At 70.9% G+C, this 24,358-nt stretch carries 20 protein-coding genes; 12 read left to right on the forward strand and 8 right to left on the reverse strand.

Annotated elements, in window-relative coordinates:
* Nucleotides 1–74 precede the first annotated feature (74 nt).
* Nucleotides 75–992, reverse strand: coding sequence for a LysR family transcriptional regulator (locus AC07PU_RS36075; RefSeq protein ID WP_093353850.1), 918 nt, complete (start codon nt 990–992; stop codon nt 75–77).
* 91 nt (nt 993–1,083) lie between these two features.
* On the opposite strand from AC07PU_RS36075, the gene AC07PU_RS36080 reads away from it, so the two are divergent.
* On the forward strand, nt 1,084–2,094 hold the full coding sequence (locus AC07PU_RS36080) for a zinc-binding alcohol dehydrogenase family protein (protein WP_495322893.1): 1,011 nt from the start codon (nt 1,084–1,086) through the stop codon (nt 2,092–2,094).
* 7 nt (nt 2,095–2,101) lie between these two features.
* On the opposite strand, the gene AC07PU_RS36085 is transcribed toward AC07PU_RS36080, so the two are convergent.
* Nucleotides 2,102–3,844 carry a chloride channel protein gene (locus tag AC07PU_RS36085; RefSeq protein ID WP_495322894.1) on the reverse strand — a complete coding sequence of 581 codons (1,743 nt, stop codon included), beginning with the start codon at nt 3,842–3,844 and terminating at the stop codon, nt 2,102–2,104.
* A gap of 100 nt (nt 3,845–3,944) precedes the next feature.
* On the opposite strand from AC07PU_RS36085, the gene AC07PU_RS36090 reads away from it, so the two are divergent.
* Nucleotides 3,945–4,517: a GNAT family N-acetyltransferase gene (locus tag AC07PU_RS36090; protein WP_495322895.1), complete on the forward strand. Its 573-nt coding sequence runs from the start codon at nt 3,945–3,947 to the stop codon at nt 4,515–4,517.
* 2 nt (nt 4,518–4,519) lie between these two features.
* Here AC07PU_RS36090 and AC07PU_RS36095 read toward each other — a convergent pair whose 3' ends face one another.
* The 3 genes from AC07PU_RS36095 to AC07PU_RS36105 are packed head-to-tail and all read right to left on the reverse strand — an operon-like array spanning nt 4,520 to nt 8,016.
* On the reverse strand, nt 4,520–5,233 hold the full coding sequence (locus AC07PU_RS36095; protein ID WP_495322896.1) for a TSUP family transporter: 714 nt from the start codon (nt 5,231–5,233) through the stop codon (nt 4,520–4,522).
* Nucleotides 5,230–6,630, reverse strand: a complete 1,401-nt coding sequence (locus tag AC07PU_RS36100; protein WP_495322897.1) for an amidohydrolase family protein — start codon at nt 6,628–6,630, stop codon at nt 5,230–5,232. The genes AC07PU_RS36095 and AC07PU_RS36100 overlap by 4 nt, the downstream gene beginning before the upstream one ends.
* Nucleotides 6,631–6,663: 33 nt before the next feature.
* Nucleotides 6,664–8,016 (reverse strand): uracil-xanthine permease family protein, encoded by a 1,353-nt coding sequence (locus AC07PU_RS36105; protein WP_495322898.1) that lies wholly within the window; start codon nt 8,014–8,016, stop codon nt 6,664–6,666.
* Between the two features lie 147 nt (nt 8,017–8,163).
* On the opposite strand from AC07PU_RS36105, the gene AC07PU_RS36110 reads away from it, so the two are divergent.
* On the forward strand, nt 8,164–9,192 hold the full coding sequence (locus AC07PU_RS36110) for a LacI family DNA-binding transcriptional regulator (RefSeq protein ID WP_495322899.1): 1,029 nt from the start codon (nt 8,164–8,166) through the stop codon (nt 9,190–9,192).
* 6 nt (nt 9,193–9,198) lie between these two features.
* On the opposite strand, the gene AC07PU_RS36115 is transcribed toward AC07PU_RS36110, so the two are convergent.
* Complete coding sequence (locus tag AC07PU_RS36115) at nt 9,199–10,569, reverse strand: PQQ-dependent sugar dehydrogenase (RefSeq protein WP_398496509.1); 1,371 nt, start codon at nt 10,567–10,569, stop codon at nt 9,199–9,201.
* A 143-nt stretch (nt 10,570–10,712) separates the two neighbouring features.
* On the opposite strand from AC07PU_RS36115, the gene AC07PU_RS36120 reads away from it, so the two are divergent.
* From AC07PU_RS36120 to AC07PU_RS36135, 4 genes are all read left to right on the forward strand, one after another.
* Complete coding sequence (locus AC07PU_RS36120; protein WP_495322900.1) at nt 10,713–11,468, forward strand: alanyl-tRNA editing protein; 756 nt, start codon at nt 10,713–10,715, stop codon at nt 11,466–11,468.
* A 44-nt stretch (nt 11,469–11,512) separates the two neighbouring features.
* Nucleotides 11,513–13,753 (forward strand): protein-disulfide reductase DsbD family protein, encoded by a 2,241-nt coding sequence (locus AC07PU_RS36125; RefSeq protein WP_495322901.1) that lies wholly within the window; start codon nt 11,513–11,515, stop codon nt 13,751–13,753.
* A gap of 95 nt (nt 13,754–13,848) precedes the next feature.
* Nucleotides 13,849–14,553: a redoxin domain-containing protein gene (locus AC07PU_RS36130; RefSeq protein WP_296788854.1), complete on the forward strand. Its 705-nt coding sequence runs from the start codon at nt 13,849–13,851 to the stop codon at nt 14,551–14,553.
* A gap of 165 nt (nt 14,554–14,718) precedes the next feature.
* The gene (locus AC07PU_RS36135; protein WP_495322902.1) at nt 14,719–16,035 is read left to right on the forward strand and encodes an MFS transporter; all 1,317 of its coding nucleotides are present in this window, start codon (nt 14,719–14,721) and stop codon (nt 16,033–16,035) included.
* A gap of 10 nt (nt 16,036–16,045) precedes the next feature.
* On the opposite strand, the gene AC07PU_RS36140 is transcribed toward AC07PU_RS36135, so the two are convergent.
* The gene (locus tag AC07PU_RS36140; protein WP_398496515.1) at nt 16,046–16,957 is read right to left on the reverse strand and encodes a LysR family transcriptional regulator; all 912 of its coding nucleotides are present in this window, start codon (nt 16,955–16,957) and stop codon (nt 16,046–16,048) included.
* Nucleotides 16,958–17,119: 162 nt separating this feature from the next.
* Here AC07PU_RS36140 and AC07PU_RS36145 point away from each other — a divergent pair, with 162 nt between their 5' ends.
* The 4 genes from AC07PU_RS36145 to AC07PU_RS36160 all read left to right on the forward strand — a co-directional run bounded on the left by AC07PU_RS36145 (nt 17,120) and on the right by AC07PU_RS36160 (nt 23,172).
* A complete protein-coding gene (locus AC07PU_RS36145) occupies nt 17,120–18,112 on the forward strand; it encodes a tripartite tricarboxylate transporter substrate binding protein (RefSeq protein WP_495322903.1) in 993 nt (330 codons plus the stop codon).
* Between the two features lie 7 nt (nt 18,113–18,119).
* Nucleotides 18,120–19,412 carry a hypothetical protein gene (locus AC07PU_RS36150; RefSeq protein WP_495322904.1) on the forward strand — a complete coding sequence of 431 codons (1,293 nt, stop codon included), beginning with the start codon at nt 18,120–18,122 and terminating at the stop codon, nt 19,410–19,412.
* Nucleotides 19,413–19,465: 53 nt separating this feature from the next.
* Complete coding sequence (gene hemE / locus AC07PU_RS36155; protein WP_495322905.1) at nt 19,466–20,581, forward strand: uroporphyrinogen decarboxylase; 1,116 nt, start codon at nt 19,466–19,468, stop codon at nt 20,579–20,581.
* Between the two features lie 485 nt (nt 20,582–21,066).
* Nucleotides 21,067–23,172, forward strand: a complete 2,106-nt coding sequence (locus tag AC07PU_RS36160; RefSeq protein ID WP_495322946.1) for a primosomal protein N' — start codon at nt 21,067–21,069, stop codon at nt 23,170–23,172.
* A 23-nt stretch (nt 23,173–23,195) separates the two neighbouring features.
* Here the strand turns inward: AC07PU_RS36160 and AC07PU_RS36165 are convergent, their stop codons facing one another.
* A complete protein-coding gene (locus AC07PU_RS36165; RefSeq protein ID WP_281077749.1) occupies nt 23,196–23,414 on the reverse strand; it encodes a hypothetical protein in 219 nt (72 codons plus the stop codon).
* Nucleotides 23,415–23,733: 319 nt separating this feature from the next.
* Between AC07PU_RS36165 and AC07PU_RS36170 the strand changes: the two genes are divergently transcribed.
* On the forward strand, nt 23,734–24,354 hold the full coding sequence (locus AC07PU_RS36170; protein ID WP_296788861.1) for a hypothetical protein: 621 nt from the start codon (nt 23,734–23,736) through the stop codon (nt 24,352–24,354).
* The last annotated feature ends 4 nt before the right edge of the window (nt 24,355–24,358 follow it).

Raw genomic sequence — 24,358 nt, forward strand, 5'->3', positions numbered from 1 at the left:
TTTTCTTTGGTTACTTTCTTTTGGCGAAGCAAAAGAAAGTGACTCGCCCGCCGGGGCGAGACCCGGCCAACAGCCTACCCAGAGTAAACACCCCGCCCCAACACATCAAACTTCAAAGCCAGGAAATCAACCAAAGCCCGAACCCGAGCCGCAACAAACCTCCCACTAGGCAACAACGCATGCAACGGATAAGGCTCCGTCTCCCAATCCGTCATCAGATGCACCAGCCGCCCGGCTTCGATATCCCCGCGCACATCGAGCGCCGACTTCAAGGTCACTCCATACCCCGCCACCGCCCATTCGCGCGCCAACGAAGCATCGTCCACGCTGCGATTCCCATCGACCCGCACCTCCGTCCACTGCCCGTTCTGCGCAAATCGCCAGACCCGATGCAGCCGCCCCCCGCGGTTGAAGATCAGGCAGTTGTGATGCACCAGGTCCTGCGGCACCTTCGGCGCCGGATGCCGCCGCAGGTAATCGGGCGAGGCAGTCAACAAGGGGTTGGTCATCGCGAACGGCCGCGCCACCAGCCGCGAATCGGCCAGCGCGCCGTAGCGCAGCGCCACGTCGACCTCGTCGCGCATCACGTCCAGCGGCCGGTCGCCGACCGACAGCGACAGCTGCACGCCCGTGTGCAGCGCGAGGAACTCGTCGAACCAGGGCAGCAGGGTGCTGCGCGTGAGGTCCGAGGGCGCGGCCACGCGCAGCGTGCCGACCAGCTCGCCGCGGTCGGCCGTGACCAGCGATTCGCCCTCGGCCAGCAGCTCGAAGGCGCGCACCGCGTAGTCGAGCAGGGTCTGGCCCTGCGGCGTGAGGCGCATGGCGCGCGTGGAGCGCTCGAACAGCCGCGCGCCGAGCTGCGTCTCGAGCCGCTTGAGCGTGGCGCTGGCGGCCGCCGGCGTGATGCCCAGCGCATGGGCCGCGGCCGTCAGCGTGCCGGCGCGCGCGGTCTGCACCAGCACGCGCAGGTCCGAGGTATTTTCAATCTTCATTTGAAAGTGTTGCTCGCCTAGCCATTCTTATCAAATCGGGATTGTCACCCTACATTCGATCCATCTCCAGATCCGCCACAAAGGAACCGCCATGAAAGCCGTCGGCTACTACCAGCCCCTCCCCATCGACCACCCCGAAGCGCTGCAGGACATCGAGCTGCCCGCGCCCCAGCCCGGCGCGCGCGACCTGCTGGTGCGCGTGAAGGCGGTGTCGGTCAATCCGGTCGACACCAAGGTGCGCAGGAACGCCGCGCCCGAGGCCGGCCAGGCCAAGGTGCTGGGCTGGGACGCGGTCGGCACGGTCGAGGCCATCGGTGCGGGCGTGACGGGCTTCAAGGTCGGCGACCGCGTCTACTACGCGGGCTCGATCGTGCGCCCCGGCGCCAACTCGGAGCTGCACGCGGTCGACGAGCGCATCGCCGCGATCGCGCCGGGCACGCTCGACGATGCCCAGGCCGCCGCGCTGCCGCTGACCACCATCACCGCCTACGAGCTGCTGTTCGACCGCCTGCGCGTGCCCAAGGGCGGCGGCGCGGGCCAGACCCTGCTGATCACCGGCGGCGCCGGCGGCGTGGGCTCGATCCTGATCCAGCTCGCGCGCCAGCTCACGCAGCTGCGCGTGGTCGCCACCGCCTCGCGCACCGAGACCCGCGCCTGGTGCCTGGAACTGGGCGCGCACCTCGTCATCGACCATTCGAAGCCGCTCGCGGCCGAACTCAAGGCGGCCGGCATTGCCGAGGTCGACATGGTCGCGAGCCTCACGCAGACCGAGCAGCACTACGCGCAGATCATCGAGAGCCTCAAGCCCCAGGGCCAGCTCGCGGTAATCGACGACATGAAGGTGCTCGATGCGATGCCGCTGAAGACCAAGAGCCTGTCGCTGCACTGGGAAATGATGTTCGCGCGCTCGCGCTTCGAGACGACCGACATCGCCGAACAGGGTGCGCTGCTGGCCGAGGTGGCCGCGCTGGTCGACGCCGGCCGCGTGCGCACCACCGCGAACGCGAGCTTCGGCACCATCAACGCCGCCAACCTGCGCCGCGCCCATGCGCTGATCGAAAGCGGCAAGGCGCAGGGCAAGGTGGTGCTGGCCGGGTTCTGAACGAAGCTCAGCTTCTCCAGCGCAGGCTGCGCACCCGCTCGCGCTGTTCTTCCTCGTGGAAGTGCGCGAGCGAGGGCTTGATGAGGTCACTGCGCGCCACGATGCCGACCAGCAGGCGCGAATCGGCATCGCGCACCACCGGCAGCCGCTCGAGCCCGTGGCGCGCGAGCCGCGTGGCGACCGCGCGGCAGTTCTCGCCGGGCAGCGCGACCACCGGCGGCGTACCGGCCACCGCATCGCCCACGGTGCCGGTGCTCCAGGCAGAGAGCACGGCGCGGTCGGCCACGCCGATCACCTCGCGCCCGCGCAGCACCGGGAACGCGCGGTGCGCCTGGCCTTCGCCGAAGTACATGGCCAGCGCCTCGGCCACCGGCAGGGCGGCGTCGATGGTGCGCACCTCGCGCGTCATCACCTCTTCCACGAACTGGCGCTCGAGCGGATCGATGCCGTACTCGCGGTAGATGTGGTGGCCGCGGCGCGCGATCTTCTCGGTGAGGATCGAACGCCGCATGGTGAGCACGGTGAAGCCGTAGGCGGTGGCCGAGGTGGCGAGCAGCGGCAGCAGCGCATTGCTGTCGTGCGTGAGCCCGAAGGCGAACACGGTGGCCATCAGCGGCGCGCGCATGGTGCCGCCGAGCGTGGCGGCCATGCAGACCAGCGGCCACAGCATCGGGTCGCCGCCCGGCAGCACGTGCGAGAACACCGCGCCGAGCGCCGCCCCCATCATCAAGAGCGGCGCCAGCACGCCGCCCGAGGTGCCCGAGCCGAGCGCGATCACCCAGATGATCGCCTTGACCGCGATCAGCGCGAGCACCGCCTGCCAGGCCAGTTGGTTGTGCAGCAGGTCGCCGATCACGTCGTAGCCCACGCCGAGCGCGCGCGGCTCGAAATAACCGCCGATGCCCACCGCGAGGCCGCCGAGCGCGGGCCACCACATCCAGTGCAGCGGCAGCTTGCCGAACAGGTCCTCGACCTTGTAGAGCGACAGCGAGAGGCTGGCCGAGAGCGCGCCGCACAGCAGTCCGGCCACCACGCACGACAGCAGCGCGAGCGGGCCCGGCGCCGCGGTCTGCAGCGGGAACAGCGGCCCGGCCTCCATCAGCAGCGGCCGCGTGAAGCCCGCGACCGCGCAGGCGATCGCGACCGGCAGCAGGCTGCGCGGGCGCAGCTCGAACAGCAGCAGCTCGACCGCCAGCAGCACCGCGGCCACCGGCGTGCCGAACACCGCCGTCATGCCCGCGGTGGCGCCGGCCACCAGCAGCGCCTTGCGCTCGGCCGCCGACAGGTGGAAGTGCTGCGCGATCAACGAGCCGATGGCGCCGCCGGTCATGATGATCGGCCCCTCGGCGCCGAAGGGCCCGCCGCTGCCGATCGCGATGCCCGAGGACAGCGGCTTGAGCACCGCCACCTTCGGCGACATCTTGCTGCGGCCGAACAGGATCGCCTCGATGGCCTCGGGAATGCCATGGCCGCGGATCTTCTCGGAGCCGTAGCGCGCGATCAGCCCGATCACCAGCCCGCCGAGCACCGGCACCGCGATCACCCAGGCGCCCATCGTGTGGCCCGCCGGCGAGCGGTCGGCCAGCGAGAAGTCCTGGAAGAAGAACAGGTTGGTGAAGAAGCGGATCAGGTCGAGCAGCACGCGCGCGGCCACGGTGCTCGCGGCGCCGATGACGGCCGCCAGGGTGGCGATGCGCAGCAGGCGCGCATCGAGCGCGAAGTCGCCGCGGCGATGGGTGGAGGTAGACATGGAGGGGCCGGAAGCCGGTGGCGCGAAAGCGCGCAAATATATCACTCCATGACATAAATGAGCGATCGGCGGCGCCTTGCGTCTGCGCCAGAATCTCCCGATGGACCGCACGCTCATCGAACCCGAAACGCCCCGTCTTCGCCTGCGCCAGTGGCGCGAGAGCGACCTCACGCCCTTCGCCGCGCTGGTCGCCGATCCGCAGGTGATGGAGTTCTTTCCCGCCACGTTGTCGCGCGAGGAGAGCGACGCGCTGGTCGCGCGCTTCATCGAGCGCATCGCGCAGAACGGCTGGGGCTTCTGGGCCGCCGAGCACAAGGAGTCGGGCGAGCTGATCGGCTTCACCGGCCTCAATGCGCCGGCCTATGCCCTGCCCTTCTCGCCCTGCGTGGAGATCGGCTGGCGGCTCGCGCGCAAGTGGTGGGGCCAGGGCCTCGCGAGCGAGGCGGCGCGCGCCTCATTGGCCGTGGGCTTCGAGCGGCTCGGGCTGGACGAGATCGTGTCCTTCACCGCGCTGCCCAACCGGCGCTCGAGCGCGGTGATGCAGCGCCTGGGCATGCGCGAGGACCCGGCCGGTGAATTCGACCACCCGCTGCTGGCCGAGGGCCATCCGCTGCGCCGCCATTGCCTCTACCGGCTCGACCGCGCGACCTGGCAGGCGCAACAAGGCGCCTGAGGTCAGAAGGCCTTCACCAGCAGCACCAGCCCCGAGACGATCGCGAACACCTGCACGAAGATGCGCAGCAGCCGCCCGTTCACGCGGCGATGCACGAGGCGGCTGAGCACCGCGCCCACGACCAGCGCCGGCAGCAGCAGCGCCGCGGCCTGCAGTTGCGGCAGGCCGACGCGGCCGGTGGCCAGCAGCACGGCCAGCGAGACCAGCTCGCCGAGCAGGAAGCACAGCGCGATGGTCGAGCGCATGGTGGGCGCCGGCTGGTGCTGGTAGACCAGCGCCAGCGGCGGGCCGCCGATGCCGGTGGCGGTTTCGGTGATGCCCGTGACCAGCCCGGCGCCGACGAAGGCGCCGCGCCCCGGCGAGAAGGCCGGCATCAGCAGGGTGACCAGCGCGGCCGCGACGGTCGAGGCGCCGACGAACAGCGAGAGCTGGCCCGCGCTGAGCGCAGCGAGCACCCACAGGCCGCCCGCGGTGCCCGCGACGCGCCCGCCGGTGATCCAGCGCGCGCCGGTGGCGTCGATCGCGCCGCGCTCGCGCCAGGCCACGTAGAGGTTCAGCGGCAGCATCAGCACCAGCACGCACACCGGCAGCAGCTCGGGGCGCACGAGGCCGATCACCGGCGCGGCGATGAGCGCGAAGCCGACGCCGGTCGCGCCCTGCACGAAGGCGGCGACCAGCACGGCCAGCGACATCAGCACGAGGTGCTGCGCGCTCATCCGGCGACCTGCCGCCGGTGCTCGGCGGCCGTGGGATGCAGCCGCACGATCGGCGCGCGCGCGATCGCGGCCTGGGCGGTGCGCGCGAGCTGCCGTTGCAGCGCGCGCGCGTCCCAGTCGGTGGGCCAGCCCTTCCACAGCCGCAGCCGGCCATCAACGAACACCGCCTCGATCTGGTCGCGGTTGCCCAGGCGCACCAGGTCCCAGGTCAGGTCGACCGAAGTGCACATCTCGGGCGTGTCGACGTCGACGAGCAGGAAGTCGGCCGCCTTGCCGACGGCGATCTCGCCGGTGCGCGCGCCCAGGCCCGCGGCGCGCGCACCCTCGTGCGTCGCATGGTCGAACCAGGTCCAGCCGCCGCCGCTGGAGGCATCGCCCACGGCCAGGCCGAAGGCGATCTTCTGCGCGGCCTCGGCCGCATCCATCAGGCGGAAGCCGTCGCTGCGCGTGGCATCGGTGCCCAGGCCGAAGCGGATGCCCAGCGCGGCCATGAGATGGGCCGGCGCCACCGCGTTGCCCTTCCACTGGCTCGCGACCGGGTTGTAGCTGACGGCGGTGTCGGTGTCGCGCAGCAGCATGAGCTCCGGCGGCGTCACCAGCGTGCCGTGCGCGATCAGCACCTGCGGGCCGAGCGCGCCCAGCTGCGCGAGCAGTTCCAGCGGGCGCCGGCCGCGCGCGACCACCGAGCGCTCGACCGAGGCCAGGTGCTCGTTGACGTGGGTCTGGAACACGGTGCCGGCCTCGGCGCACAGCGCGGAGACGGTCGTCAGCATCTCGTCGGAGGCCGCTTCGGGCACCGAGATCGCGAGCGAGGGATGCACCAGCGCATCGCCCTGCCAGCGCGCGAGGAAGCGTTCTGCCTGCGCCTTCAGCGCGCGGCGCTCGGCATCGCTGCTCTCGTTGCCGCCGTCGTTGCAGATCAGCCCGAGCACGCAGCGCAGGCCGGTCTCGTGCAGCGCGCGCGCCATCGCGCCGATGTCTCCCGGCGCGCGGGTGCCGGCGTCGCACACGGTGGTGAAGCCGCCGCGCAGCGACTCGAGCGCCGCGAGCTTGGTCGCGAGATAGACGAACTCGTCGTCGAGGCTGGATTCGAGCGGCACCCAGACGCGCCGGAAGATCTCCGACGGCTCGCCGTAGGCCAGCGACTTGCCGAAGGACTGCGTGAGGTGGTGGTGCGCGTCGATCAGGCCGGGCATCAGCACCCGGCCGGGCAGGCGTTGCGGCACCAGTCGAGGGTGGCGCGCGGCCAGCAGCTCGGCGGGGCCGATGTCGGCGAAGCGGCCGTCGGCGATGTGCACGGCGTGGCCGGTGGCCGGGCCGTCGCGCAGCATCAGGTGGTCGGGCACGAGCAGCAGCTCGGGGGCCGCGAAGGGCGCGGCCTCGTGATCAGGGGACATGTCTGGATCCGAAAGAAAGGAAAGAGAAGAAGCTCACCGCGGCGAGACCGGCGGCGGCACCGCCGACGGCAGGGGCGCCGCGCGTTCGGCCAGCGGCCGGTTGAACAGCAGGTTGAGCACCACCGCGGTGATCGAGCCCATCGCGAGGCCGTTGCCCAGCACCAGCTGCAGCGTGTCGGGAAAGCGGCTGTAGAGCCCCGGCACGAGGATCGGCAGCAGGCCCATGGTCAGCGCGCCCGCCAGCACGAACATGTTGCCGCGCTCGTGCAGGTCGGTGCGGCGCAGCATGTCGATGCCCATGGTGCCGATGATCGCGAACACCACCATCGCGGTGCCGCCCACCACGGCGGCCGGGATCGCACTGGCCAGCCGGCCCAGCGGCGCCGACAGCGCGATCAGCACCAGGATCGCGCCGGCCATGGCCGTCACGTAGCGCGAGCGCACGTTGGTGGCGCGCACGATGCCGATGTTCTCGCCGCTGGTGATGATCATCGAGGTGCCGAACAGGCCGCCGAGCAGCGACACCAGCGCGTCGCCGCGCACGGTGCGCGGCACCGCGTCGCGCGGGTCGATGGGCCGGCCCACCACCTCGGCCACGGCCACCGTCTGGCCGGTGGCCTCGACCATCGAGATCACGCTGAAGATCAGCAGCGGCACCGCGGCCACGAGGTCGAAATGCGGCAGGCCGAAGGGCAGCAGGGTCGGGCTGCTCCACAACGGGCCGGCCGCCACGGGCGAGAAATCCATCAATCCGAAGGCGGCCGCCAGCAGCGTGCCGGCCAGCAGGCCCAGCAGCACCGCGAGCTGGCCCAGCATGCCCTTGAACAGGCGCGCGAACAGCAGCGTGAAGCCGATGGTGGCGAGCGCCAGGCCGATGTTCACCGGGTCGCCGAAGGTCGGCGTGCCGGCCTTGCCGGCGATGATGCCGCCATAGACCTTCACCAGGTTGATCGACACCAGCAGCAGCAGCGTGCCGATGACGATCTTCGGGAAGAAGCGCAGGCAGCGCGCGAACACCGGCAGGATCAGGAAATAGAACAGCGCCGTGAGGATCACCGCGCCCGAGGCGGTCTGCAGGTCGCGCTGCTGGGCGATGGTCACGAACATCACGATCGGCGCGCCGCCCGGCACCATCACGAAGGGCAGCCGCGCGCCGAACTTCCACGGCCCGAAGGACTGCAGCAAGGTGCCGAGCCCGCACAGCAGGAAGGTGGCGCTGATCAGGTTGACCGTGAGCGCGGCCGACAGGCCCAGCGCCTTGGCCACCAGGAACACCGAGGTGATCGGCACCGCGGCCATCACCAGCACATGCTGCAGGCCGAACAGCAGCAATTGGGAAAAGGGCAGCACGGCATCGACGGGCGCTGGCTCGTTCGCACGGGACATGATCGTTTTTCCTTGGATCGGTCCGCGCCCAAATCGATTTGGGCGCACTGGCAAAAAAATCCGCCGCAGCGGGTGAAGTACATTCCGGGCAGACGCCCAAAACGATTTGGGAATTGAAGCACCGCTTTCGTGGAAGGTCAATACGGGATGAACACCGAGCGAGCGCCACGGGCGAACATCAAGGACGTGGCGCGCGAGGCCGGCGTGTCGCCGACCACCGTGTCGCACGCCCTCAACGCGCGCGGGCAGGTCGATGCCGAGACCCGCGCGCGCGTCGAGCGCGCGGCCGCCAAGCTCGGCTACCGGCCGAACCGCAATGCGCAGCGGCTGCGCACCGGGCAGGCGCACATGATCGCCCTGCTGTCCTCGATGCCGCTCGCGGTGGCGGGCGGGCCCTCGCGGCTGGGCTTCCTGATGGAGGTGGCGGCGGTGGCCGCGGCGGCGGCGCTCGACCGCGGCCTCGCGCTGGTGCTGGCGCCCGCGATGGAGAACGGCCTGGTGCCGATGGAGCTGCTCGACGTCGACGGCGCGCTGGTCATCGAGCCTTCGGCCGGCGATCCCAACCTCGCGAACCTGCTGCGCCGCGGCCTGCCGGTGGTGGCCATCGGCAAGCCGGCCGAGGGGCCGGTGATGCCGCCCTACGTCGACATCCATTCGGGCCGCACCACGCGGCTGCTGCTCGAGCACCTGCACGGCCAGGGCGCGCGCCAGGTCGCGATGATCCTGGGCGCGGCGCAGCGCAACTCCTACCTCGAGGCGCGTACGGCCTATGAAGAAGCGATGGCCGCGCGCGGTCAGCCGCCGCTGCTGTCGCTGGTCGAGGAGGTGCGCGGCGAGGCCGGCGGCCACGAGGCGGCGCAGGCGCTGCTCGCGGCCCATCCCGGCATCGACGCCTTCTGCGTGCCGGTCGATGCCTTCGCCACCGGCGCGCTGGCGGCGATCGTGCAGAGCGGGCGCCGCGTGCCCGACGACGTGATGGTCGCGACCCGCTACGACGGCCTGCGCGCGCGCACCAGCGTGCCGCCGCTCACCGCGGTCGACCTGCACCTGGAGGAGGTGGCGCAGCAGGCGATCGCGCTGCTGTTCGACCACCTGCGCGGCGATGTCTCGCGGCATCGGGTCGAGGGCCCGGCCGCGCAGCTGGTGGCGCGGCCCTCGTCGGTGCGCGGCGGCTGAGCTTCTTCAGTTCTGCTTGGCGCGCGACACCCGCCACACGACGTTGCCCACGTCGTCGGCCACCAGCAGCGCGCCGCTCTTGTCGAGCGCCACGCCCACCGGCCGGCCCTGCGCCTTCTCCTGGGCATCGAGGAAGCCCGTGAGCACGTCGACCGGCGGGCCGCTGGGCTTGCCGCCGATGAAGGGCACGAACACCACCTTGTAGCCCGACTTGGGCTTGCGGTTCCACGAGCCGTGCTCGCCGATGAAGACGCCGCTGGCGAACTGCTCGGGCATGCCGCCCGGGCGCGAGAACGCCAGGCCCAGCGGCGCGACGTGCGAGCCCAGCGCATAGTCGGGCGCGATGGACTTGGCCACCATCTCGGGGTTCTGCGGCTGCACGCGCACGTCGACCACGCCGCCGTAGTAGCTCCAGGGCCAGCCGTAGAAGGCGCCGTCCTTCACCGAGGTCAGGTAGTCGGGCACGAGGTCGCTGCCGATCTCGTCGCGCTCGTTGACCACGGTCCACAGCGCCTGGGTGTCGGGGTCCCAGCCCAGGCCGTTGGGGTTGCGCAGGCCGCTCGCGAACAGGCGCTTCTCGCCACTCTTGGTGTCGACCTCCCAGATGGCGGCGCGGCCCTCCTCGGCGGCCAGGCCGTTCTCGCCGATGTTGCTGTTCGAGCCCACGGTCACGTAGAGCTTGCTGCCATCGGCGTTGGCGATCACGTTCTTGGTCCAGTGGTGGTTGATGCCCGCGGGCAGCGGCGTCACCACGGTGGGCTTGGCATCGATCGAAGTCTGGCCCTCGGTGTAGGGCACCTTCACGAGCGCGTCGGCGTTGGCGATGAAGAGCTCGTTGCCCACCAAGGCCATGCCGTAGGGCGAGGTGAGGTTGGAGAGGAACACCTGCTTGACCTCGGCCGCGCCGTCGCCGTCGGCATCGCGCAGCAGGGTGATGCGGTTGGCGCTGGGCACGCCGGCGCCGGCGCGCGCCATCAGCTTGTTCATCACGAAGTTGCGCGCCTTGGCCATCAGGCCGCTGCCGCCGTCGGTCGTGCCCTCGGGCTTGGGCGGCTTGTTGCTCTCGGCCACCAGCACGTCGCCGTTGGGCAGGGTGTAGACCCAGCGCGGATGGTCGAGCCCGCGCGCCAGCGCCGCCACCTTGAGGCCGTCGGCCGGCGTGGGCGCGGCGGTGTCGTTCCAGCCGACCACGGGCGCGACGTTGACAGTGGGGATCAGGGTCTTGTTGGGCTCGACCAGCTGCGGCCGCGGGCCGGTGGTCAGTTCGGGCGTGAGCTTGGCCGCCTCGCCGCAGCCCGCCAGCACCAGCGGGACCAGAACCGCCGCCAGCAGGGCCGCGGCCGTCTTGGGGGTGGGTGCTTGCTGCCGTGTCTTCATGCGCCGTCCTTCGTGCGTTGCGGCGCGGCCCGGTGCCGCGCATCGGGCGATCTTCGGGCTGGCGGCGCCCCGGGGGCTGTCGGTCGTGGGCGCTTTCCGGCGTGGGCGCACCCCGTTCGCGCATCGCCGCTACCATCGCCGGGATGACCCACGACCTGTTCCGTGCCGACGCCTATCTGCGCTCCTGCGAAGCGCGCGTCGAGCGCATCGACGAGACCGGCATCGTGCTGGACCGCACCGTGTTCTACCCGCTGGGCGGCGGACAGGCCGGAGACAGCGGCGTGCTGGCGCTGGCCGGCGGCGGCGAGCTCGCGATCGCCGACACGCGCAAGGGCAAGGACGCCGAGGGCCGCGCCACCGACGAGATCGTGCACGTGCCCGCGCCGGGCCAGGAGACCCTGCTGGCCGCGCTGAAGACCGGCGACACCGTCACCGCGAGCATCGACTGGGAGCGCCGCCACCGGCTGATGCGCTTCCACACCGCCACCCACCTGCTCTGTTACCTGGTGCCGCAGCCGGTCAACGGCTGCTCGATCACGCCCGACTACGCACGGCTCGACTTCCACATGACCGACCCGCTCGACAAGGAAGCGCTGACCCACGGCCTCGCGGCGCTGGTGGGCGCGGCCCATCCGCTGACCGTCGGCGCCATCACCGACGCCGAGCTCGACGCCAACCCGGCGCTGGTCAAGAGCATGAGCGTGCAGCCGCCGCGCGGCACGGGCACGGTGCGCACCATCCGCATCGGCGGCGAGGGCGAAGCCCAGATCGACTTCCAGCCCTGCGGCGGCACGCACGTGGCCAACACCGCCGAGATCGGCGCCGTGGTGGTCACCAAGATCGAGAAGAAGAGCGCCAACAGCCGGCGCGTGGTGCTGGGCTGGGCGGCCGCCGCCTGATCCCGCCCGGAACTTCGCTCCCCCTGAATGCTCCGACTGTCGGCATGACCTTCACGCGCCTCCGATTCGCTACGCTTCTCATAGCAGCATCCGCAGCCTGGATGCCGGCTCTGGCCCAATTGACTCCAGCCAAGACGGGCGCGGTCGTGACCACCCCGCATGTGCGCGCCGAACTGGTGGCGCATGCGCCCGACGGCGTGGCGCCCGGCGCGCCGGTCTGGGTCGGCCTGCAGATCGCGCACCAGCCCGAGTGGCACACCTACTGGAAGAACGCCGGCGATTCCGGCCTGCCCACCGAGCTCAGCTGGACCCTGCCCCCCGGCGTGGCGGCCGGCGACATCGCCTGGCCGGTGCCGAAGAAGATCCCGGTCGGCAACCTCGCCAACTACGGCTACGAGAACACGGTGCTGCTGCCGGTGCCGCTCGAGGTGGCGAGCACCTTCAAGCCGCCGCTGGCCCTCACGGGCGCGGGCGGGCCGGCCGAACTCCAGGTGCGGCTCAAGGCCTCGTGGCTGGTCTGCCGCAAGGAATGCATCCCCGAGGAAGGCGAGTTCTCGCTGGCGCTGCCGGTGCAGGGCTCGACCGCGCTGCACAAGGCCGAGTTCGACGCCGCCCAGGCCGCGCAGCCGGCACAGCTCGCCGCGCCGGGCGCGATCGAGGTGCAGGGCAACAACCTGCAGGTGCGCCTCGAGGGCCTGCCGGCCGCCGCCCAGGGCAAGACGCTGGCCTTCTTCCCCGAGACCCCCGAGGTGATCCGCACCGCGGCCGTCTCCGGCAAGGACTGGACCCAATCCTGGCAGGGCGGCACCTGGACCGCCACGCTGCCGCTGGCCGACCAGCGCAGCGCGAGCCCCACGGCGATGCCGGTGGTGGTGGCGCTGGCCGAGGCCGACCGCCAGCCCGGCCAGCCGATCGCCTGGCGCGCCGAGCCGCCCGTGAGCGGCAGCTGGCCCGCGGCCGCCGCCGCGCCCGCCGCCCAGGTCTCGCCCGCGCTGCAGGCGGCACTGGCCGCCAACGCGGCCGATGCCGTAAAGACCGCCGCGGCCTCGAACGAGATCGCGCCCCAGCCCATGGGCACGCTGCTGGCCGCGCTGCTCGGCGCCTTCCTCGGCGGCCTGCTGCTCAACCTCATGCCCTGCGTGTTCCCGATCCTCGCGATCAAGGTGCTGGGCTTCGCGCGCCAGGCCGGCAACCGCAGCGCGCACCGGCAGGCCGGGCTGGCCTACACGGCCGGCGTGATGCTGTCCTTCCTCGCGCTCGGCGGCGCCATGCTCGCGCTGCGCGCGGCCGGCGCCGGCCTGGGCTGGGGCTTCCAGCTCCAGTCGCCCGCGGTGGTGGCGGTGCTGGCCGCGCTGTTCACGCTGATCGGCCTGAACCTGGTGGGCGTGTTCGAGTTCATGCGCACCGTGCCCTCGTCGGTGTGCAGCGCGCAGGCCAAGCACCCGATCGCCAACGACTTCCTCTCGGGCGTGCTCGCGGTGGTCATCGCCTCGCCCTGCACGGCGCCGTTCATGGGCGCCTCGCTGGGCTTCGCGATCGGCCTGCCGGCCGGCCAGGCACTGCTGCTGTTCGCCGCGCTGGGCTTCGGCCTCGCGCTGCCCTACCTGGTGGCGGGCTTCGTGCCGGCCATCGCCTGGCTGCTGCCCAAGCCCGGCCCGTGGATGAGCACGCTGCGCAAGCTGCTGGCCTTCCCGATGTTCGCCACCGTCGCCTGGCTGGTCTGGGTGCTCGGCCAGCAGACCGGCATCGACGGCGCCGGCACCCTGCTGGCGCTGCTGGTGTGCCTGTCGGCGATCGTCTGGGCGCTCACGCTGCGCGGCCGCTCGCGGCTGGTGATCGCCACCGTGTTGATCGGCTTCACCGTGGTGCTCACCAGCGCCATCGGCCGCAACGTGCTGACCACCGTCGAGCCCGCGAAGCTCGCGAGCGTCGCGGGCTCGAAGGAAGCGCGCTGGCAGCCCTGGTCGGCCGAGCGCGTGGCCGAGCTGGCCGGCGACGGCCGCCCGGTGTTCATCGATTTCACCGCCGCCTGGTGCGTGACCTGCCAATACAACAAGAAGACCACGCTGTCCGACACCGAGCTGCTGGCCGCCTTCGACGACAAGAAGGTCGCGATGCTGCGCGCCGACTGGACCCGCCGCGACCCCGCGATCACCGCCGCGCTGACCGCGCTCGGCCGCAGCGGCGTGCCGGTCTACGTGCTGCAGGCCCCGGGCAAGCCGCCCGTGGTGCTGACCGAGATCCTGGGCAAGGACGAGGTCCGCGCGGCACTCGCCGCGCTTTGACCACGGCTGTGACATGGGTTGTCACAGGCACATGAAAAAACCGCTCTAAGCTGTCGCCGTCATTCGGAAATATCTCCATGGAGTTCGATCAGCCCATGTCCCTTCCCCCCTCCACCGAGCTGCGCCCCGACTCGCGCTCGGTGCGCGCCGCGCGCCGAGCCCGCGCCGCTCTCAGCCGTGCCTCGCGCCGCGCCGTCATGGCCGCCGCCGTCGCGCTGGGCGCCACCTTCCTCGTGAGCAACAACGCCTTCGCCGCGCCCGCCGTGGGCCAGCAGGCGCCCGACTTCGTCGCCGTCGACACCAGCGGTGCCAAGCACAAGCTGTCCGACTTCGCGGGCAAGTTCGTGGTGCTCGAATGGACCAATCCCGGCTGCCCCTTCGTGCGCAAGCACTACGGCAGCGGCAACATGCCCGCCACCCAGAAGGCCGCCACCGACAAGGGCGTGGTCTGGCTGGCCATCAACTCCACCGAGCGCGCCGCCAGCGACTACCTGAAGCCGGCCGCGCTGGCCGACTGGATGAAGTCGCAGTCGGCCGCGCCCACCGCGGTGCTGATGGACGAGGACGGCATGATCGGCCAGGCCTACGGCGCGCGCACCACGCCGCACATCTTCATCATCGATCCCAAGGGCACGCTGGTGTATGCGGGCGGCATCGACTCCATCGCCTCGGCGCGCGTGGACGACATCAAGACCGCCGTCAACTACGTGAACCAGGCGCTCGGCGAGGCCTTCGGCAACAAGCCGATCACGGCGGCGAGCACGCGGCCCTACGGCTGCTCGATCAAGTACAAGACCTGAGCCCGTCCCCGGGCCCGTCACTCACCAGGAGGCGCCGCGGCGCCTCTTTTCTTTGGGGGCCTGCTTTGACAGGTACCTGACCACGCGCGTCAGCTTGCCGTCGGGCAATGCTTCCTACCCTCGGGGTGCACACATCGCGCACGCACAACCCAGGGGACTCCACACATGACCACAGCGTCCAAAGGCGCGGCCAGCACCGCCTCCAGTTCCAAGTTCGCCACCGTCCTGCGCGTGACCGGCGGCAACTTCATGGAGATGTTCGACTTCTTCCTGTTCGGCTTCTACGCCACGCAGATCTCGAAGGCCTTCTTCCCGGCCGGCGACGAGTTCGCCTCGCTGATGCTGACCTTCATGACCTTCGGCGCCGGCTTCCTGATGCGGCCGCTGGGCGCGATCTTCCTCGGTGCCTACGTCGACCGCGTGGGCCGCCGCAAGGGCCTGATCGTCACGCTCGCGCTGATGGCGCTGGGCACGCTGCTGATCGCCTGCGTGCCCTCCTACGCCACCATCGGCTTCGCCGCGCCGCTTTTGGTGCTGATCGGGCGCCTGCTGCAGGGCTTCTCGGCCGGCGTGGAGCTCGGCGGCGTGTCGGTCTACCTGTCGGAGATGGCCACGCCGGGCCGCAAGGGCTTCTACGTGAGCTGGCAATCGGCCAGCCAGCAGGTCGCCATCGTGGTGGCGGCCGCGCTGGGCTACTGGCTCAACGTGACTTTCAGCGCGCAGGAGATCGGCGACTTCTACTGGCGCGTGCCCTTCTTCGTCGGCTGCCTGATCGTGCCGGTGCTGTTCGTGATCCGCCGCTCGCTGCAGGAGACCGAGGAGTTCATGGCGCGCAAGCACCGCCCCGACGCGCGCGAGATCTTCCGCTCGATGGTCGCCAACTGGGGCCTGGTGATCGCCGGGATGATGCTGGTGTCGATGACCACCGTGTCCTTCTACCTGATCACGGTCTACACGCCGACCTTCGGCAAGGCCGTGCTGCACCTGAGCACCACCGACGCGCTGGTCGTCACGCTGTGCGTGGCAGTCTCCAACTTCATCTGGCTGCCGATCATGGGCGCGCTGTCGGACCGCGTGGGCCGCAAGCCCCTCCTGATCGCGTTCACCGTGCTGACCATCCTCACGGCCTATCCGTCGCTCAAGTGGCTGGTCGGCGCGCCGAGCTTCGCGCGCATGCTCGAGGTCGAGCTGTGGCTCTCGTTCCTCTACGCGAGCTACAACGGCGCGATGGTGGTGGCGCTGACCGAGGTGATGCCGGTCAGCGTGCGCACCGCCGGCTTCTCGCTGGCCTACAGCCTCGCGACCGCGCTGTTCGGCGGCTTCACGCCGGCCGTGGCCACCGGCCTGATCGAGATGACCGGCGACAAGGGCGCGCCGGGCCTGTGGATGACGGCGGCCGCGGTCTGCGGGCTGGTCGCGACGCTGGTGCTCTACCGGCGCAACGTGAGCCCGGCCGACGCGCGGCGCGTGCCGGCGGTCTGATACACCCGCGCTAGAGCGCCTTGCCTTTCCCGAAGTCGCGGAAGTAGGCCTTCAGCAGCCCGACGAAGTCCTCGGCGATGGCCGAGGGCGCCGACTGCGGCGACAGGGCCATCGAGGCCTCGACCGGGCAGCGCGGCCGCAGGGGCAGCACCTTCAGGTCGCGCGCGAACACCGAGGCGACATAGGGATTGACGATGCCGATGCCCGTGCCCTGCGCGGCCATCATGCAGATCGTGACCGAGTAGGTCGTCTCCACCGTCGCCGCCGCCTCCACGCGGTGCTGCTGCAGGGTGCCGAGGAACTGCTGGTGGATCTCGTCGTCGGCATTGAGGGTGAGCAGCACCTGGTCCTTCAGGTCGCGCACGTGCAGGCTGGCGCGGCTCGCGAGCGGATGGCCCGGATGCAGCACGCACACCGCGTCGCTGCGGTGCAGCGGCACGGCCTCGATCTGCGGGTCGCTGATTCCCGAGGTGGTCAGCGCGACGTCGTACAGGCCGTAGAGCAGCCCTTCGCGCAGCGCGTGCGAGCCGACGGTCTGCAGGTTCACGTGCACCTGCGGGTAGCGCCGCGAGAAGGCGTGGATGACCGGCGGCATGACGCTCAGGCCCAGCGCCGGCGTGCAGCCCACGCGCAGCGAGCCCGCGCCCGACTTGCGCATGACGGCCACGCTCTGCTCGATGCGGTCGAGCCCGAGGAAATGGCGCTGCACCGTCTCGAACAGCTGCCGCGCCTCGTGCGTGGGCCGCAGCCGCCCCTTGTGGATGTCGAACAGCTTGAGCTGCGTGGCGTTCTGGATCTGCGCGAGCAGGCGGCTCACCGAGGGCTGCGTGGTGTGGAGCATGGCCGCGGCCGCCGTGGTGGTGCCGGTCTGCATGACCGCGCGGAAGGCCTCGATCTGGCGGAAGTTCAATGGTCGCGACATGCAAGGACTCCTGGGACGGCGCCGTGGGCGCGTTCGCGAGGGCATATCTTTTCTGCATAGCCCGGCGACAAGATTGAATTTTCCAGAATGATGCCGCGTTCCTAGACTGCGCCCATTCCCACCATTCATCGCGCCCCACGCGGCGCGCAGCAAGGAACACGCATGACACAGCAATGGCCGCGCCGGGCCGTCGGCCTCGGCCTTCTCGCAGCCGCCCTCGGCCTCGCCGCGGCGGCATCGCAGGCCGCGGAGCCGAAGACCTATCCGGACCAGATGATCCGGCTCGTGGTGCCCTTCACCGCCGGCGGCAGCTCCGACGTGCAGGCCCGCATGCTCGCCGACCGGCTGGGCAAGCTCTACAAGCAGCCGGTGGTGGTCGAGAACCGACCCGGCGCCGGCGGCCACATCGGCGGCAAGTTCGTGGCCGATGCGCCGACCGACGGCTACACGCTGCTGCTCGGGTCGGTCGGGCTGCACGCGACCTATGGCGTCTTCAAGAAACTCAGCTACGACCCCGCGAAGGACCTGAAGGTGATCACGGTGCTGGCCGAGATGCCGCACGTGGTGGTGGCCACGCCCTCCCTGCCCGCGGGCGACCTGAAGCAGCTGGTGGCGCTGGCGCGCAAGGCGCCCGACACCCTCAACTTCGGCTCCGCGGGCGTGGGCTCGTCGGTGCACATGATCGGCGAGCTGTTCCGGATCACCGCCGACGCGCCGATCGTGCACGTGCCCTACAAGGGCAGCTCGGCCGCGCTGAACGACCTGCTGGCCGGCCAGATCCAGCTGATGTTCGAGAACCCGCCGACCACCCTGGCCCACATCCGCGGCGGCAAGCTCAAGGCCCTGGCCGTGACGGGCAAGACCCGCCTGCCGGCCCTGCCCGAGGTGCCGACCGCGATCGAGGCCGGCTTCCCGGCCTTCGAGGCCACCTCGTGGACCACCGTGGCGGCCAGCGCCAGGCTGCCGGACGCCATCGCCGACAGGCTCAACGCCGACATCCGCCGCATCGTCTCGTCGAGCGAGTTCGCCCAGGGACTGGCCGAGCAGGGCATGACCCCGGTGGCCAGCACGCGCGAGGCCGCGACCCGCTTCGTCGCGGCCGAGAAGCTGCGCTGGGACAAGGTGATCCAGCAAGGCCGCATCGCCGCGGAATGAGGACGCGATGACCGATCCGCTTTTCACGGGCTTCGCACCCGCCGCCTGCCGCCGCGTCGGAACGGACGATGGCCGACACCACTTCTTCGGCTACTACGACAAGAGCGCCTGGGACCGCAGCGGGCGCTACCTGCTGGCGCAGCAGGTGCCCTGGATGGACACCGAACTGCAGCCGGACTCCAGCGCCCGCATCGGCTGCTTCGACCTGCAGGACGGCGACCGTTTCCATGTGCTCGGCGAGACCACGGCCTGGAACTGGCAGATGGGCAGCCAGCTGCAATGGCTGGACGGGGCACCGGGCCGCCAGCTGATCTACAACTGCCGCACGGACGATGCCGGCGCGTTCTATCCGGGCTTCGGGTCCACGATCGTCGACCTCGACAGCGGCGCCAGGCGCGTGCTGCCGATGCCCGTCTACGTGGTCGCGCCCGACAGCCGCTACGCCCTGAGCGTGGACTACCGGCGCCTGTACGTCACGCACCGGACGATCGGCTACAGCGAGGCCGGCGGCCCCTTCGAGCTGCCGCTCGCGCCGGAGGGCGACGGCATCCATGCGATCGACCTGGCCACGGGCGGCACGCGGCTGGTCCTGAGCTACCAGGACCTGCGCCGCTTCCACCCCCGCGCCTCGATGGACCGGGCGATCCACTGGGTCAGCCACATCGAGATCAACCCGGCGTCCTCGCGCGTGCTGTTCCTGCACCGCTGGACCGAGCGCGTCGAGGACGAGACCTGCTTCCTGCACCGGTTGCTCACGATGAACCCCGACGGCTCCGACCTGCGCCTGCTCGAGTGCTCGGACCATCCGCTGCCGCAGCTCGCGCAGGACTTCGACCCCGATGCCGTCGGCACCTTCGACTACGAGAAGTCCGAGTACCAGATCTCGCACCCGCTGTGGCGCGACGACGAGCACATCGTCGTCTGGAGCCCGCACGCGGGCAGGATCCGCTACCACCTGTACCACGACAGCGTCGGCGGTTCGGTCGAGGCGATCGGCGAAGGCGTGCTGGTGGAAAACGGCCACATGAGCTTCTCGCCCGTGGACCGGCGCTGGCTGCTGAGCGACACCTACCCCGATGCGCGCACGCACGAGCGCGTGCTGTTCCTGTTCGACATGCAGACCGGCCGGCGCCATGCGCTGGGCAGCTTCTACGCCACGCCCGCGCTGGGCAAGGAGAACCGCTGCGACCTGCATCCGCGCTGGAGCCGCGATGGCCGGCAGGTCTGCATCGACTCGGTACACGAGTCGCAGCGGCAGATGTACCTCCTCGACGTGTCGGGGATCGTGCAGGCCGGCTGACGCGGAACCGGCGGCCCCGCGCCCGGTGCGAAGGGCCCTGCGACAATCGCCCGATGCCCTTCGCCCCCCTGCAAAACGACACCTTCCTGCGAGCCTGCTGGCGCCAGGCCACCGACCACACGCCCGTCTGGCTGATGCGCCAGGCCGGCCGCTACCTGCCCGAGTACGTCGCCACCCGCGCACAGGCGGGCAGCTTCATGGGACTGGCCACCAACGTCGACTACGCGACCGAGGTCACGCTGCAGCCGCTGGCGCGCTATCCGCTCGACGCGGCGATCCTGTTCTCCGACATCCTCACCGTGCCCGACGCGATGGGCCTGGGCCTCTCGTTCGAGGCCGGCGAGGGCCCGCGCTTCGCGCGCCCGCTGCGCGACGAGGCCGCCGTGGCCGCGCTCGAGGTGCCCGACATGGACAAGCTGCGCTACGTCTTCGACGCCGTGGCCTCGATCCGCAAGGCGCTCGACGGCCGCGTGCCGCTGATCGGCTTCTCGGGCAGTCCGTGGACGCTGGCCTGCTACATGGTCGAGGGCGCGGGCTCGAGCGACTACCGGCTCGTGAAGAGCATGCTCTACGGCCGCCCCGACCTGATGCACCGCGTGCTCGCGGTCAACGCCGACGCCGTGGCCGCCTACCTCAATGCCCAGATCGACGCCGGCGCGCAGGCCGTGATGGTGTTCGACAGCTGGGGCGGCGTGCTGGCCGACGGCGCGTTCCAGGAATTCAGCCTGGCCTACACCGCGCGCGTGCTCGCGGGCCTCAAGCGCCACGGCCCCGACGGCCAGCCGGTGCCGCGCATCGTCTTCACCAAGGGCGGCGGGCTCTGGCTCGAGGACATGCGCGCGCTCGACTGCCAGGTGCTGGGCGTGGACTGGACCGTGAACCTCGGCGCCGCGCGCCGCCGCGTGGCCGAGGGCAGCGATGGCCAGGCCAAGGCGCTGCAGGGCAACATCGACCCCAACGTGCTGTTCGCGCCGCCCGCGCGCATCGAGGCCGAGGTGGCGAAGGTGCTGCAGGCCTTCGGCGCGCCGCACACCGACCGCACGACGGCCGGGCCGACCCACATCTTCAACCTGGGCCACGGCATCAGCCAGTTCACGCCGCCCGAGCACGTGTCGGCGCTGGTGCAGGCGGTGCACACCCAATCGCGCCAGCTGCGGCAGCCGGCCTGACGCGGCCCGCAGGCCGCCGGCCGCAGCCGCCCGCCGGCATGGCGGATGTGGAAAAGAAGATGGCCAAAATGCGGCGCGGCGGCTTTGTCAAGGCCCAAAACGGGCTTCGGCGACCGACTTATGCACAAAACGCGTGTTGCAGTGCGCAAGATTGCGTTAGGCGGTCCTGGCACCGCTACCAAAGCAATAGCGAAGCTAAGTCATTGATTTATATGGAGTTTGAACTTTGCCCTTTTTACGGGCATTCCAGCCAGAGCCTTGATTTTCAAGGCTTGGCGGCGAGTCCAGCCCGGTTTTCAACAAAGTTATCCACAGAAACTCTGGACGGACCGCAAAGCACTGAAAAATCAATGACTTAAGTGACTTTGCTCAACACTGCTTTAACAAACCCTGCCAACGAGGACACCATCCCGAACCGCCCCATTCCCCCCGAAGACCTGCTCGGCGAGCCGACGAACGGCAGTCCGGGGACGTCCGGCGCCGCCTTGCCCTGGCGCATCGACGTGGCGGTGCAGACGCCCGCGCACAGCGCGCTGGGCGACGTGCTGAGCTACGGCGGCGACGCGCCGCTGCCGGCCGGCACGCTGGTGCGGGTGCCGCTGGGCCGGCGCGAGGTGCTCGGGGTGGTCTGGCATGCCGAGGCGCGCACGGCCGAGGAGCTGGCCGCGCCCGACCTGGCGCTCAAGCCGGTGGCCGCCGCGCTCGATGCGCTCGCGCCGCTGGGCCCGGCCTGGCGCGACCTGGTGGCCTTCGCCGGGCGCTACTACCAGCGCTCGATCGGCGAGATCGCGCTGGCCGCGCTGCCGCCGCAACTGCGCGACCTGAGCACGGTGCAACTCGCGCGCCGGCTCAAGCGCAAGGCGGCCGACGACGAGGCCGCGGCCGACACCGGCACGCCCTCCCCGGTCGAGCCCAGCCCCGAGCAGGCCGCCGCGCTCGCGCGCATCGAGGCCGAGGAAGGCCCGTTCCTGCTGGCCGGCAGCACCGGCAGCGGCAAGACCGAGGTCTACCTGCGCTGCGTGGCCGCGCTGCTCGCGCGCTCGCCCGAGGCGCAGGCGCTGGTGATGGTGCCCGAGATCAACCTCACGCCGCAGCTCGAGGCCCGCTTCAAGGCGCGCTTCGGTGCGCAGGCGGTGGTGTCGCTGCACAGCGGCATGACCAATCCGCAGCGCCTCGCGAGCTGGCTGGCCGCGCATGCGGGCGCCGCGCGCATCGTGCTGGGCACGCGCATGGCGGTGTTCGCCTCGATGCCGGGCCTGGCGCTGATCGTGGTCGACGAGGAGCACGACCCGAGCTACAAGCAGCAGGAAGGCGCGCGCTATTCGGCGCGCGACCTCGCCGTGTGGCGCGGCCACCGCGAGAAGGCCAAGGTGATCCTGGGCTCGGCCACGCCCTCGCTCGAGAGCTGGCACCAGAGCCGCCCGGCCGCCGACGGCGACCCCGGCGGGCGCTACGTGCGGCTGGCCATGCCCTCGCGCATCGGCGCGGGCGAGCTGCCCACGGTGCGGCTGGTCGACATGACGCTGCAGCCCGCGAAGACCGTGCTGTCGGCCAAGCTGCTCGACGCCATCGGCCAGCGCATCGCGCGCGGCGAGCAGAGCATGATCTTCCTCAACCGGCGCGGCTATGCGCCGGTGCTGGCCTGCGGCGACTGCGGTTGGAAGAGCGAGTGCCCGCACTGCAGCGCCTACCGCGTGTTCCACAAGATCGACCGCACGCTGCGCTGCCACCACTGCGGCCACACCGAGCGCGTGCCGCGCGCCTGTCCGGTCTGCGGCAACCTCGACATCGCGCCCGTGGGCCGCGGCACCGAGCGGCTCGAGGAACACCTGGCCGAGCTGTTCTCGGCCGTGAAGCGGCCCGACGGCAGCGCGGTGAGCATCGCGCGCATCGATGCCGACAGCACGAAGAAGCAGGGTGCGCTCGAGTCGCAGCTCGCGGCCGTGCACGCGGGCGAGGTCGACGTGCTGGTCGGCACGCAGATGATCGCCAAAGGCCACGACTTCCGCCGCATCACGCTGGTGGCCGCGGTCAACCCCGACGGCGCGCTGTTCTCGAGCGACTTCCGCGCGCCCGAGCGGCTGTTCAGCCTGCTGATGCAGTCGGCCGGCCGCGCGGGCCGCGACGCCGCCTACCTGGCCACGCAGGGCAGCACGGCCGAGATGTGGATCCAGACGCACCACGCGGAGCATCCGCTGTTCCAGGCGCTGCGCCGGCACGACTACCCGGCCTTCGCGGCGCAGCAGCTCGAGGAGCGGCAGGCCGCCGCGATGCCGCCCTTCGCCTACCAGGCGCTGGTGCGCGCCGATGCGCGCACGCAGGAGGCGGCGCAGGCGTTCCTCAATGCGGCGAGCGCCGCGGCCGATGGACTGGAAGGTGCGGCGCAGGTGATGCGCTATCCGGCCGTGCCGCTGGCGATCCAGCGCGTGGCCAACGTGGAGCGCGCGCAGATGCTGCTGGAGAGCCATTCGCGCGCCGCGCTGCAGCGCATGCTCGCGCTGTGGCAGCCGCAGTTGCATGCGTTGCGGCGCACGCCCGAGGGCAAGGGCGTGATCCGCTGGCTGGTCGACGTCGATCCGCAGGGGATCTGAACCTCGTCGCCATGAGCCCGCGCTCAGTGCAGGCTCATCGGCTCCTTGCCCATCTCGACGTAGCGCAGTTCGCGGTCCGCATGGCGCCGCCGCGCGACGCTGCCGGGCCAGGCGAACACCACCAGGCTCAGCGCGCCGAGCGCCAGCGCCGAGGCCGTGCCGAGCTTGCCGGCCTGCCAGAGCCAGGCCGCGCCGGCGAGCCACGCCAGCCATAAAAGAATTCGGAACAGTGTTGCCATCATCGTGCGAGCTCCCATGCCATCTTCCGGTCTGCGGCCCACTTTAGCAGCGGACATGTGAACTCAAGCATTCATCCGAAGTGGTATCGGATAGCTATGTCTTACGGCCGGCACGGTGCAGGGGAAAAATTCTGCAAAAGGGGTTGACGCCACGCGCGCGCCGCTGCAAAAGACTCCGTGGAGGAGTCCGCAACGGGGCGATCCTCCGGGCCCTCCGCGCCCCTCCAGCCCGCTCTCCTGAAGGCAAAGGTCGCTCGTGAAACCGCTCCATTTCGCAAGTGGGATTCTGTCTTTCGCGGCCTCCGCTTGGGCCTGCTTCCTGGTGCTCGCACCCGTCGCCACGCACGCCGCCGAGATCGAGCGCCAGGGTCGGCTGCTGCTGGTCTCGGGCATGCTCGACGGCAGCGAGATCGCCAGCTTCATCGACCACCTGAGCAGCGGCACGGTGCGCACCGTGGTGCTGGAAGATTCCTTCGGCGGCACCGCCGAGGCCGCCGGTGCCTTCGCCGATGCGATCCGCGCGAGCGGCGTCGAGACCGAGGTGCGCGGCCAGTGCATGGCGGCCTGCGCCTACGCCTTCCTGGCGGGCAAGACGCACCGCTTCGGCGACGGCTTCCAGGTCAACGGCGTGATGCTGCCGGTGGCGGCACGGCCCACGGCCGCCGAGCTCGCGGTGCGCTGGCGCGACGACGCGCACCGGACGCTGGCCGACTTCACGCCCGGCGCCGCGGCGGCGCCCAAGGTGATCGAGGCCTCGGCCGACGGTCGCGGCGCGCACGACAACTGGCAGCCCGAGCACGGCGTGCTGTTCACCGCCAGCCCCTCGCTGTTCGGCCGCATCTACAACGCCTTCTATTGCGACGGCACGCAGGGCCGCGATTTCTCGAAGTGCGAGCGCCTGCCCGATGCCGATCCGTTCAAGCTCGGCGTGCTGACGCCGTAGCAAG

This window comes from Variovorax sp. GW821-FHT10D07, from assembly GCF_059415325.1.